The following is a 12,365-nucleotide window of genomic DNA, read 5'->3' on the forward strand; positions in this document are numbered from 1 at the left end:
TGACCTCCCTATTGTTATTGATCGAGCGTTGCGCCGACGCCGCTCTTCGCCCTGGACGGAAGATGAAGCAGCGCATACAGCGCGAGTCCCGCCACCATGAGCGCTCCGATACCCGCGAAGCCGGTCCCCGGCGAGAAACGGTCGAGCGCGAAGCCGAGCCCGGTCGCGGATGCGCACTGCAGCAGCAGCGAGATCGCGATCCAGACCGACATCGCGCGCCCCATATAAGCCTTCGACACAAGCTCCATGAGCCGCGTGTTCATCATGATGCGCAGCGAAGAATTGCTCAGACCGAGCACGGCGCTGCCCGCGAACAGCAGGATGGAAGATGCGCTGAACGCCCATGCGAAGAGCACGCCGGCACCCAGCAGGAAGAACAGCGGCACGGCGGCCGGCAGCGACAGCTTCCTGGCAACCGGCGCGGCCAGGAAGCCGGACAGCAGGCCGCCAATGCCGTAGAACATGTCGGCGAGACCGAATACGACGGAGTCGCCGCCGACGGGTCCGCTGACATAACCGGGCAGGACGACGTTGAAGATCATGACGGCGACGACGGGGATGATGGAGACGACGCCGAGCGCGAAGACGGCCGGCCGCTCCTTCAGATAACGCAGCCCGTCTTTGAAATTCGCCGCGAACGACTCGCCCTTGCTCTCGATGGCAAGCGGTGTATACCGGACTTTCGCAAGAAACAAGGAGCTGATGAGGAAGGCGGCGGCATTCAAAATCAAAATCCACTCGAATCCGGCATATTTGTAAAAAATACCAGAGGCAGCGCCAGCCATGAACATGCCGACCTGCAGCGAGATTTCGATGATCGAATTACCGTTAATTAGTTCCTTCTCGGGGAGCAGCTCTTGAATAAGGCTGCGCGAAGCCGACATGTACACCGTCCATCCGATCCCGTTAATAATCGTGAACGCGTACAAGTACCACGTATGATAGCCCGTCGACAGGAAAGCGGCGGCAAGCGCCGCGATCAGCAGCGCCCGCCCCCAGTTCGCGGCTTGGATGATGCGTTTGCGGTGGAACCGATCCGTCAGAATACCCGCGAGCGGCGATACGGCGAAGCCAGCCAGTACGTTGAGCGTCAGCATGAAGCCGACGGCGCCAAGCGAACCTGTCTGATCCATCAAGTACCAGTTCGCGCCGATCGTACTCATGCCGACGCCGAACCCGCTGATGACGTCGGAGATGGCGTACCGGCGGAATTGCTTCGACCTAAGCGCTCCGGTCATGGCGGCTTCCTCCCAGCTCGGCGATCTGCCGTCTCAATTCGTCCTCGCCGAAACCAAGGTACCGCAGCACATCTTCGTGGCTGCCTCCATAGATCGGCCAATCATGGCCGCAATCGTGCGAATAAACTTCTGCATCGGGCAGCAGCAGCGCCAAATACGAGGCAGTCCCGCCCGTGCCCCGATGCTCTTCAACGACGAGGAAACGATTCGAGACTGCCCTCAGCTCGGAGGCAATGCGCTTGAGCGATCCGCTGTCTACGTAGGCCAGATGCGCGTGGACGAGCGACTCGTCCTCCGCCGCGATCCGGGCGCAAATCTCGGTCGCTTGTTCCCCGACGGAGACCAGGCACAGTCGGGGATTCGCACGATCCTTCCCCTGGTACAAGACATCGCGCAGACTGCTCCCCGCTTCCCGCGGCAAGCTCTCGAACGCGTCGTTCCGGGCTAGACGGATGTAATACGGCTCCGGCGACGCGGCCGCTTCCCGGATTGCCAGGCGAGTCTCCTCTTCTCCGTGCGGGCAGACGATCCGAATATGCTGGAACGACTGAAGTACCGCGATATCCTCCAGGCAATGATGGGTCGTGCCGAACCACCCGCCGGAGACGCCGCCGTACGCCGCGGCGATCTTGATGTTTTTGCCCATGTAACCCATCGCCAGCTTGATGCTCTCCGACGCCCGCAACGCGGCGAATGAAGCGAACGTCGAGAAGAATGGCACGAAACCCGCTTCCGCTAGTCCTGCCGCAATGTCGATGCCGGCCGCTTCGGCAATGCCGATATTGAAGAAGCGGTCCGGATGCGCCGCCTGGAACGCGTGATTTTTGCCGCCGAGATCCGCCTCGAGGCATAGGATGCGGCCGTCCGAACGGGCCAGCTCCGTTAGTTCCAATTTGTAGGCTTCTCTACTGGAATGCGTCATGTGAGGCTCCTTTTCCATTTGTCCGCCGTCTTCGCCGGAATCTTCGCGTAGTGCGCCTCGGGGTTGCCCTCGATCGCGCGGACGCCTTTGCCTTTGGCGGTCCGGGCGAGCACCGCGAGCGGCTTGCCCGCGTCTTCTCCCGTCGCGGGAGAAGCGTCGATGGCGGCCAGGATCGCGGCGAAATCATGTCCGTCGGTCTCCCGGACGCGAAAGCCGAACGCCTCGAACCGCTCGCGGAGCAGCGGCAGCGGCGAAATATCCTGCACGAGACCGTCATTCTGGCCGCCGTTGCAATCGAGGACGTAGACGAAATTCGCGATGCCCTTCGCCTGCGCGATCTGCGCGGTCTCCCAGCACAGTCCCTCTTGCAGTTCGCCGTCGCCGCCGATGACGACGCCGGTGCCGCCAGTCCCTTTGAGCCGTTGCGCGAGCGCCCAGCCCGCCGCGTACGGCACGCCGTGGCCCAGACTTCCCGTGGCGAACGGAATGCCGGGCAGCTTATGGTTCGGGTGGCCGGTGAACAGCGATCCGTTCGCGCCGTACGATTCGGCGGGATTATCGGGAATGATGCCCTGCACGTACAACGCCGCGTACAGAGCAGCAGCCGAATGACCTTTGCTCAGGACAATCGCGCTGGCGGGATCGCTTCCGTAGACGGCGTAAGCCGCCAGCAGGAGATCGATGACCGACAGACTGCCGCCGATATGGCAGCCGGTCGGCGTCGCGGCCATGTCGATGATCAGCCTTCGGGCCTTGCGCGCTTGCGATTCCAATTCAGGGACAACGTCCTCCCTTCGTAAGGCTTCTGCTGTTCGCGCCGTCATCTATTCGCCTCCCTGCAGCCGGAACCACTCGTCCACCGCATCCTTAAGAATGCTTCTGGCGGACAGCGCCTCGGCGAAATGCAAATATTCGTGATCGGTATGATCCAGATTCGAGTCTCCAGGACCGTAAGCGACCATCGGCACGCCTTCCCAAGTCGTCGCCAGCGTATTCATGTCGCTCGTCCCCCGCTTCTTGAGGTAGTGCACCTGCTTGCCCGCTCGCGCGAAGGCGCGGACGAAGCTCTTCACGAGCGCATCGCTGCGCGGATTGGCATAGCCGGGCGTCGCCCGCAAGACGTTCACGCGCACGTCCTCGCCCAGATCGTCCAGCGCCACCTGTCCCTCATAGTGCTTGCCCGCCGCCGGGGAGATGCGGAAGTTGAGCGTTCCTTCGGCCGTGAGCACGCCTTGGTCATGCCGGTGCGCAATATCGATCAGCGAGGATAACGAATTGGGATCGATCGTTCTCACGCGTTCCCGGATCGTCTCCACAACCTGATACAGCTCGTCGATGACGCTAACGCTGTCCTTGGCCGCCGTATGCGTCTGTTTGCGGCTAACCGTGATGGCCAGCTTGAACAGGCCATAGTAGCCAAGCGTCAAATTGTCCTCTCCGCTCGGTTCGCCGATAATGACCGCATCGGCCGGGTAATGATCGCGCACGAAGAGCGCCCCTTTGGACGAGGACACCTCTTCCTCGACTGCGCCGACGACGAGCAGCGTGCCATGCTCGGGCACGTCGACCTCCTCCAGCATATGGACGAAATTGACGAAGCTGCCCTTGGCATCCACAACTCCGCGGCCGGTCAATCCCTCGCCGTCGTTCTTGGCTTGCCATTGGTAAGGAACGGTATCGATGTGGCCAAGCAGCAGCAGCGTATGCGGACCGTTTCCTTTGCGGAATACGATGTTGCCCGCCTCGTCAATCTGACCCTTCACGGACGGATACCGGATTTCGTCCAGCAGGAAGGAAGCGAGCTCCCGCTCATCATAGGAGGCCGACGCGATGCGCGTCACTTGGCTTAGCAGCTCCGTCCGGCGGTCGTCGCCCGGATGAGGGAAATTCCAGAACCATGTCTTCCCGCGGCCCTCGAGCGTGTGCGGTCCCGAGATCGCCACGTCGGCGGTTCCCTGCGCGAGCGCTACGCCGGCTGCGCGCACCTTCTGCTTCATCCGCCCCTTCACCCAAGGCAGATCGTCGCCCGGATAGACATGGCGCACCGTCGAGCCGGGATCGTCGACATCGGTCAGGATGCCCGGCGTCCCGGTCACGAAGCGCAGGTGCTGCGCGCCTAGGTCGGACGCAAGGTGCGCGGCAAGGACGTCGGCGTCGATGTTGATGTAGTCGCCTAATTCGGGATCATAGATAGGCGGAGACAGAATCACGACATCGTACGCATCCAATGCCGAACGGATAAACGCAGTGTGACTGCCTGCGTACCCGCCGAACAAGGAGTCGCGGACGATGACCGGCTTGCCGTCTCGTATCGCTTTCAGCGGCTTGGCTTTCGTCCCTTTGACGACGCCGTTATCGCCGCCGACCTGAGCGAAGACGCTTAGGCCGCGTGCCCGCAGCGCTGACGCCGCCTCCTCGAGAATGATCTCCCGATATGCGTCGCGGATAATCGGCATTTCCTCCGGCGAGCAGTAGCGTACCTCGTCGCCGCTCGGTAAGGTAAGGAACGGCATTTCCCTTCCCAGTCGTTCGTATTGACGCCGAATGCCTTCCGCGCCGCCGGCGACGACCAATACCCGAGACCCGCGCCCCACAAGTCCGCCGATCTCGGAGAATATGTCGGGTTGACCAAGTATCGTCCCGCTGCCCAGCTTGACGACGTGCAAATTATCCGCCATCACGGCCACGCTCCTTCCGCCGCCGGCGCAAGTGCCGTCTCCTCCGGAAAGCCGAAATACAAATTCGCGGCCTGCAGCGCCTGTCCCGCCGCGCCTTTGATCAGATTGTCGATGCTCGCGACCGAGACGCAGTTCTCGCCGTCCACGTACGCGGCGACCTCCGCATTGTTCGTTCCGAGCACCGTCTTGATCATCGGACCTTGCGGCCCGCTCTTGCCATGGAAGTAATGCACGAACGGCTTGGCGGCATAGGCGCCGTGGAACGCCTTCTTCACGTCCAGCTCGCCTACGCCCGGCTTCAACCGGGCGTAGGACGCCACCAGAATGCCGCGCGGCAGATCGAGGCTGAACGTGGAGAATTGCAGGTCGATGGTCCGGTTCTCGTGCAGCCTCAGCGCGTGCTCGATCTCCGGCTTGTGACGGTGTCCGTGCACCTTGTGCGGGCGATAGTTGTGGGCGCGCTCGGCATGCGTCTCCGCGCTGGCCTTGCCCGCCCCGCTCGAGCCCGTATTCGCGTTCGTGACGACGCGCGGTTCGATCAGATCGTGCGCGACGAGCGGATAGAGCGTATAGATGCTCGCCACCGCCATGCAGCCGGGCAGGTTGACGATCTTCGCGTCCCGGTTGACGTCGCTGAATTCGGGGATGAAATAGTGGCTGCCGCCCGGGATGTCGTGCTTCAACGTCTCGGGATAATGCTTGCTCAGCAAATCGGGATCGTTCACCCGATAATCGCCGCTGACGTTGAATATCCGGTCCGTATGGGCAGCGACATGCGCGATGTACGGCGGCAGGCTGCCGGTCGGCAAGCAGGAGAAGACAGCGTCGTAATGGCCTTCCAGCTCCGCGAGTTTCCTGAATTTAAGCGAGCTCGCGCTCTTCTTGCGCAGCGCGTGAACGAAGTAACGGTCGACGGGCACCCCAGCCTTGGATTCCGACGAGATGAACGCGACTTCAAAATGAGGATGCCGTCCGAGCAGCCGGTATAATTCCGATCCGGTGAAGCCGCTGCCGCCTAGTATCGCGACGCGGATCGGCTTGTTAGTCCCCGCCGCGCTCATCCTAATCTCGCATCCCGCTCATAGAGCACCTTAATTTCGCTCCGCTCGGCAAGCTCGCGAATCGCGTCCGAATTGGCGTCGATCTTGCGGAAGGCAAGGGCGTACGCCTGAATCCGCTCGTACTCGACCGGCGAACGCAGCTCGCGGCAGATCGTCAGGGTCGAGCGAAGCATCTTCAGCGTCACCGGGAAGTTCTCGAGCGCGTAGCCGAAATCACTACGCTCGGACAGCGAGAACGGATAACCGCCGCCGAAGCCGCGCCGGTTCTTGAACGGCAGATGTCCCGGAATCGGCACGTTCTGCCATTCCCTCGCCGGAACGCCTTCGCTTAGAATCAGCTCCTGGATTGCGTTCTTCACCTGGTAATCCGGCAGGTCGTCCAGCCCCAGCGCCGCCGGGTCGATGCTCACCCGGTACATGTTATAGCTGTGCTTGTACCCTTGCGGCACGTAAGGTCCGCGGAACAGCTTCGTATCCGCCAGCTGCTTGGTCAAGTAGTCGGCATTGCGGGCGCGGATCGCGTCATAATAGGGCAGGCGCTCCAGCTGGCTGATGCCGAAGGCGGCCGCAATCCACGACATCCGATAGTCGATGCCGGTCTCTTCCAGGAACGCAAGCGCCCGCTCGTAATCCTCCTGCTCGCGGAAGAACGCGATGCCGCCCTCCCCGCCAACCGGGAAGTTCTTGTCCGCCATCAAGCTCTGTCCGGCTCCGTCGCCGATCGAGCCGCATAGCTTCCCGTCAATGGACGCCGAATGGGCATGCGAAGCGTCTTCGACCAGACGCAGCGAGTAACGGTCCGCCAGTTCACGCAGACGGCCGAGATCGGCGGGAAGTCCGTGCACATGCACGGGCATGATCGCCTTCGTCTTCTTCGTAATCGCCCGTTCGGCTTGCTCCGGGTCAAGGCAATAGGTGACCGGATCGATGTCGACGAAGACCGGGATCGCCTTCGCCGCGACGACGGCCTGCGCCGTCGCGATGAACGTGAACGCCGGCACGATTACTTCGTCGCCCGGCTGCACGCCGACGCCGACGAGCGCCAAATGCAGACTGGACGTCCCGCTAGCCGTCGGGATCGCGTAATTCGCGCCGACGTACTTCCGGTACGCTTCGGCGAATTCCGCCACGACGCTCTCCTCGTCCTGCTGGATGGAGATCAGCATTTGCGTCAGATCTTCCTTGGTGATCGTCGGGAACACCGTTTTGCGCACGTCCTCGGGAATAATCGGGGGACCGCCCTTGTACGCGAGCGCCTCGCGAATCCAATCGTCGGATGGCAAGTCAAGCGGTCTGCGGATAAAATCAGTCTTCATGGCCGCGATTCCTCCTCAGGAGCGAAAGTTTGACGCACGCCGCAACGAGCGGGCTGAGCCGATAGTTGAACTGTGCAGCCGGCTCAAGATCCGGCTCGCTCTCTTCCTGCGTCCACATCGTCTGCAGGTCGAACGCGCCGAAGATCTTCAGCCGTTCCGCCTTCTTCCACGCCAGCTCGCTATCCACCGCGATCGCCGCGGCCGGACCGAAGCCGAGCGGCGTGAAGTCGAGCACTTGCACGGCCGCCTGTTCTCCGCTTGGTTCAAGCAGGCGCTCCAACTCGTTCAGATTGTTCCAGCCGACGGCCAAACGATTAAAGCCCAGCGGCACCGAAGAATCCTGCGTAATTTCCACCCCAAGCCACTTCGCGAATTTCCGCTCCTGCTCACTCGATTCTACTAATCTCGTCGTCGATCCGTGGACAATGTCTTGGCCCCAGAGGGCCGCATGAACGGCCCCCGTGTAGCTGTTAAACAACGATACGTACCGTTTGCCCGACAGTTTGGCTATGCTCTTCTCCAGTCCCTTCAACTCGCTATCGTTCTTCTCAATGCTCATGATCACGCCCGACGTGAGCACCCGTGAGAGCACGAACGACAGCGAGAAGAGATGCTCTTTCTCAATCGTCTTGTTCTTCATACTTCCTCCCAGCAGCTAAAGTAAATGTTTGATATAGACTTAATTTCCTCCCTGTTTACTGGGTTATAGAGGCGAGTTGATGACCGGATCGCGTGACGACTTGACGTTTCACGTACGTCGCGATTCGGTGCGCTACGTCCACGCCGTGGATTTTCCACGACTTGGCAAATTCGGGATTCTGATTCACTTCGCAAACCAAGTAACGCCGGTTCTTGTAATCGTAGAACAAGTCGACGCCGTAAATGCCTTCGCCCAACACGCTCGTCAGTCGACCGCATATCGCGCGGATCTCCGCATTGACCGCGATCGGCTCTATCTCCGCGCCCAGATGCGTATTCGTCTTCCAGTTATCCTCGGAGACGCGGCGGAAGGCGGCGATCGGTTCGTCGCCGACCACGACGACGCGGATGTCGTAATCGCCTTTGTCCACGTATTCCTGCAAGAGCACGGGCAGCGATTGGTGGCTTGGATCGACCGATTCGCGCGCCGCAATCCACGTGTCCAGGCAATCCTTACCGGTAATCCGCGCGATGCCCCGACCCCAAGAGGAGCTGGAAGGCTTCAGCACGTAGACGCCTCCGAACGCATCCAGCGCATCGTACAAGCTTGCCGGCGTAAACGCGACCTGATACCGGGGCTGCGGGATGCCCTGCTTCCCGAACACGATCGCTTGATGGATTTTGCTCGTGCAGACCGATATGGCATGGACGCTGTTAAGCGTCCGTATTCCCGTCAAACTAAGCAGCGTCGCCCGCGTCAAGGCATTACGCTGGGAGAGGCATCGGATAAGCGCGAGATCGGGCGGCTTCGCTGGCGATTCCGTCTCGATCGGCAGCGCCATCGAATCCAGATTGACCTGGACGCGTATGCCTTCGGCTGCCAGCTGCTCGGAGATCCGCTTCTCCTCTTCCCTCAACTTGGTGACGCAGAGCAGGACGCTTGGGTCATTTGCGCTCATGGCCGGATCACCTTACTCTCCCCAGGTTTCTTCGATTTCCGGCGCGAGCTCCACCGTGAATAGATTGCCCGCCGCATGAACTTCATGCTCTTGTCCGCAAGAAGCGCACTCCACGATCTCGCCGGTTGTCGCGCTTTGATCGACTGTTATTTCATCCTTGCACACGAGGCATAGCAGTTGACTCATTCTCGAACTCCACCTTCACTATTATTATTGTGTTACTCAAGTTGAATGGACACGTGATGTTATATTGGATACTATCACCCTCGGATTCCATCGTCTAATTGATAAAATCAATCGAAGCTTCAGGAAGTTTAATACAAATCCATTACAACTTCCGAGGGCAATCGCGGCCAGATCTGCGAAATTCGGCGTTCTACTTGAAGAACCGCCTAGAAGAGCTGAAAAATGACATATTGTTTTTCCCCTGTCCGCCCAAGTAAAATCGAGTCAAGCAAGCCCGATGGCTTGCAGCGATTCTGAGCCGTCGATCTTGTAATCGATTACAAAACGCGCTGTACATTCATCTGCGTACACTGTCGAACGTTGCAAGACCCTCGTCAGCAAAGAATTGTAATCGTTTACAGACTCGTAGGCACCCCGCATTTCATCGTTTATATGGAGGTGAATCCCGTTCGCTAGGCTTTTCTTAGCATTAGCAAGCAGGAATCCGAAGTTGACACGCATTTATTCCCGAGAGGAGCATGAATGATGAAAATTTGGAACGTCAAAGCCGTCTCGCTCGTCCTGGCCGCCGCCGTCGTCACGGTGTCCGGCTCCGTCGCAGGTCCGGTTGCGCAAGCCGCCGGCGAGCAAGTCGAGGTATGGATCTCCACCTCGGACCCGAATACCGAACCAGCTGTCGGTCTAAGCCCGAGCGCTCGCCTCTCCCGCATCGCGAACAAGAACTTCACGACCGCCGGAGACACCGCCGACTATACGATCACGGTCAACGAGGGAACCACGTATCAGCAGATGGACGGCTTCGGCGTCTCGCTCACCGATTCGTCCGCGTGGCTGCTGAATTACAAGCTCGACGCGAACAAGCGCGCGGAAGTGATGGAGAAGCTGTTCGGCCAATCGGGCATCGGCCTTAGCGTGCTGCGCCAGCCGCTCGGCAGCTCGGACTTCGCTTGGAGCGCTTACACCTATGCCGATACGGCGAACGATACCGCGCTGAACAACTTCACGATCGGCCGCGACCAGGCATACATCATCCCGATGGTGAAAGCCGCGCTCGCGAAGAACCCGAGTATCAAGGTATTCGCCTCCCCTTGGAGCGCTCCGGCCTGGATGAAATATTCGAACACGCTGAACGGCGGCAAGCTGAAAGCCGAGCATTACGGCACGTACGCGAACTATTTCAAGAAATACATTCAGGCGTACCAAGGCCAAGGCATCCCGATCTATGCGGTCACGGTGCAGAACGAACCGCTCTATGAGCCAACCCATTATCCGTCCATGGGTATGAACACGCAGGACGAGATCGGTTTCATCGGCGACTATCTCGGACCAACGCTGCGCAGCGCAGGCATCAATACGAAGATCATCGCATTCGACCACAACTTCCTGGACTGGAACTTCCCGAACACGGTTATCACGAATTTGAAAAACGCGGGCAAAGGCCAATATGTAAGCGGCAGCGCATTCCACCACTACGACAGCGGCGACGGATCGCAAATGACATCGTTGCATAACGCCCACCCGGACAAGGACGTCTGGTTCACCGAAGGCGGCTTCGGCAACTGGAACGACCCGCAGAATGGCACGTCGCAAGGCTTCGACAACATGATGAACGAGTTCATCAACATTACGCGCAACTGGTCGAAGTCGATCATCCTTTGGAATGCGGCGCTCGATCAGAAAGACGGTCCATCCTTGATCGGCGACAACAACTCGAACAAAGGCATGATTACGATCCAGAACTCCGACAACCGCAATGACGCGCCGGAGAACCAAGTAACCTACAAGAAACAATATTACCTGCTCGGCCACTTCAGCAAATTCGTCGTCCCGGGCGCCTACCGGATCGCATCTAACACCGGTTCCGAGATCAAGGACGTCGCGTTCCGCAATCCGGACGGCTCCAAGGTCGTCGTCGCTTACAACTCCAGCGCGTCCGCCCGTAAGGTGAAGATCCAGTGGGGCAGCCAGAATTTCACCGTGACGATTCCGGGCAAATCGGCCATGACGTATAAGTGGTACGGCACGGCATCGTAAAATTTGTATCTAGCCTTATGCCAAAAGCGCCATTGCCTGGCGCTTTTTGTTTTTGATATAAATAATTAAATAATCCTAACAAGACGCTTCGCTTCATACCGGACCTCAACCTATGGAGCGAGCCAACCTGCTCCTACGAAAGAATCGCCACTACGCCTCCCCTCTCTCGTCCCGCTCGGATCGAAATTCTCGATACTAGCCATTCGAAACCTGCCATAATTAGAAGCTGCATTCTATGCTACATTAGTCAAAAGAAACTTCTCAGGAGGCCATGCACATGTTGAGCGAGAACGATTTGCACGGAATATACGTTCCGGTTATTACCCCTTTCGATACGCAAGAGCGGCTGGACGTTGAGTCGTTCGAGCGTTATCTCACGTCGTTGATCCAACACGATATGGATGGCATCGTTCTCAACGGAACGACCGGCGAATCGCCAACGACCGCTTGGGATGAAGTCGGACGGCTAGCCGAAGCCGCACGAGCCTGTATGCGCTCGAAAGCGCTGCCTCTTGTCATCGGCAGCGGCACGAACAGTACCGCCGAATCGGTCCGGCGCACCGAAGCGGCCGGCCTTTGGGGAGCCGATGCGGTGCTTGCGGTCACGCCTTATTACAGCCGCCCTTCCGAGGAAGGCGTGATCGAGCACTTCCGGCGCATCGCCTCGGTCGGCTTTCCCGTCATCGCATACGAAGTCCCCTCCCGCACTGGCGTCACGCTCTCGGCCGAGACGATGAAGCGGATCCTCGATCTCGACGGTATCATCGGCCTGAAGGATGCTTCAGGCGGCACCAGCCTGGCGGAGAAGCTGCTGCCGAATTGTCAGAAGCCGATTCTGTGCGGCGAAGACGCGCACCTCCTCGAGATGCTTCAGCTGGGCGCCGCCGGCGGCATGCTTGCTTCGGCGAACGTGCACACAACTGCTTTCCTGGACGTCTATGCGCAGGCTGCCAGCGGCAATATGAGTCTCGCCGCTGCAACGTTCGATCGGCTGCTTCCCCTCATTCGCCTGCTGTTCCGGGAATCGAACCCCGCACCTCTCAAATGGCTGCTCGCCCGGCAAGGCCATATCGCATCCGACACGCTCCGCTGTCCGATGGCTCGGATTTCTGACGCCTTGCAAGAGGAGCTGTCCGCATTATCCGAGGTCATCGCCTAACGACCTATGTTCCCCCGCCTGCTTCGTCGCGTACGGCCGCAACATTCCTACGATCAGTTATTCATTTTCTTAAGCGTGATGCCTGACCTGTCCAATATCGCGAACAACCCTGCAGCCACTGATGGCTGCAGGGTTTCGTTTCGTTACGTTTCAGGGAGATGGTTTGCTTATCG

General features: G+C 59.5%; 11 protein-coding genes. 2 read left to right on the forward strand and 9 right to left on the reverse strand.

Annotation, left to right across the window (positions count from 1 at the left end; all coding sequences use genetic code 11):
- Window positions 1–14 precede the first annotated feature (14 nt).
- From ACFFSY_RS20100 to ACFFSY_RS20140, 9 genes are read right to left on the reverse strand one after another with little or no spacing between them, the layout of a single operon-like run.
- On the reverse strand, window positions 15–1,238 hold the full coding sequence (locus ACFFSY_RS20100) for an MFS transporter (protein WP_377497346.1): 1,224 nt from the start codon (window positions 1,236–1,238) through the stop codon (window positions 15–17).
- Complete coding sequence (locus ACFFSY_RS20105) at window positions 1,222–2,160, reverse strand: transketolase family protein (RefSeq protein ID WP_377497348.1); 939 nt, start codon at window positions 2,158–2,160, stop codon at window positions 1,222–1,224. The genes ACFFSY_RS20100 and ACFFSY_RS20105 overlap by 17 nt, the downstream gene beginning before the upstream one ends.
- The gene (locus tag ACFFSY_RS20110) at window positions 2,157–2,984 is read right to left on the reverse strand and encodes a thiamine pyrophosphate-binding protein (RefSeq protein ID WP_377497350.1); all 828 of its coding nucleotides are present in this window, start codon (window positions 2,982–2,984) and stop codon (window positions 2,157–2,159) included. Before ACFFSY_RS20110 ends, ACFFSY_RS20105 begins: the two co-directional genes overlap by 4 nt.
- The gene (locus tag ACFFSY_RS20115; protein WP_377497352.1) at window positions 2,985–4,838 is read right to left on the reverse strand and encodes a M20/M25/M40 family metallo-hydrolase; all 1,854 of its coding nucleotides are present in this window, start codon (window positions 4,836–4,838) and stop codon (window positions 2,985–2,987) included. It lies immediately after the preceding gene.
- The gene (gene argC / locus ACFFSY_RS20120; RefSeq protein WP_377497354.1) at window positions 4,838–5,899 is read right to left on the reverse strand and encodes an N-acetyl-gamma-glutamyl-phosphate reductase; all 1,062 of its coding nucleotides are present in this window, start codon (window positions 5,897–5,899) and stop codon (window positions 4,838–4,840) included. The genes ACFFSY_RS20115 and argC overlap by 1 nt, the downstream gene beginning before the upstream one ends.
- Window positions 5,896–7,215: a DegT/DnrJ/EryC1/StrS aminotransferase family protein gene (locus ACFFSY_RS20125; protein ID WP_377497356.1), complete on the reverse strand. Its 1,320-nt coding sequence runs from the start codon at window positions 7,213–7,215 to the stop codon at window positions 5,896–5,898. Before ACFFSY_RS20125 ends, argC begins: the two co-directional genes overlap by 4 nt.
- Window positions 7,205–7,855 carry a degT/DnrJ/EryC1/StrS aminotransferase gene (locus ACFFSY_RS20130; protein WP_377497358.1) on the reverse strand — a complete coding sequence of 217 codons (651 nt, stop codon included), beginning with the start codon at window positions 7,853–7,855 and terminating at the stop codon, window positions 7,205–7,207. Before ACFFSY_RS20130 ends, ACFFSY_RS20125 begins: the two co-directional genes overlap by 11 nt.
- Before the next feature lie 55 nt (window positions 7,856–7,910).
- Window positions 7,911–8,813: a RimK family alpha-L-glutamate ligase gene (locus tag ACFFSY_RS20135; RefSeq protein ID WP_377497360.1), complete on the reverse strand. Its 903-nt coding sequence runs from the start codon at window positions 8,811–8,813 to the stop codon at window positions 7,911–7,913.
- Between the two features lie 12 nt (window positions 8,814–8,825).
- Window positions 8,826–8,999 carry a lysine biosynthesis protein LysW gene (locus ACFFSY_RS20140; RefSeq protein ID WP_377497362.1) on the reverse strand — a complete coding sequence of 58 codons (174 nt, stop codon included), beginning with the start codon at window positions 8,997–8,999 and terminating at the stop codon, window positions 8,826–8,828.
- Window positions 9,000–9,521: 522 nt separating this feature from the next.
- Between ACFFSY_RS20140 and ACFFSY_RS20145 the strand changes: the two genes are divergently transcribed.
- Complete coding sequence (locus ACFFSY_RS20145) at window positions 9,522–11,033, forward strand: glycoside hydrolase family 30 protein (RefSeq protein ID WP_377497364.1); 1,512 nt, start codon at window positions 9,522–9,524, stop codon at window positions 11,031–11,033.
- Between the two features lie 277 nt (window positions 11,034–11,310).
- Window positions 11,311–12,192 (forward strand): 4-hydroxy-tetrahydrodipicolinate synthase, encoded by an 882-nt coding sequence (gene dapA, locus ACFFSY_RS20150; RefSeq protein ID WP_377497366.1) that lies wholly within the window; start codon window positions 11,311–11,313, stop codon window positions 12,190–12,192.
- Window positions 12,193–12,365: the final 173 nt, after the last annotated feature.

The organism is Paenibacillus aurantiacus, assembly GCF_042431225.1.
GTDB lineage: Bacteria > Bacillota > Bacilli > Paenibacillales > Paenibacillaceae > Paenibacillus_Z > Paenibacillus_Z aurantiacus.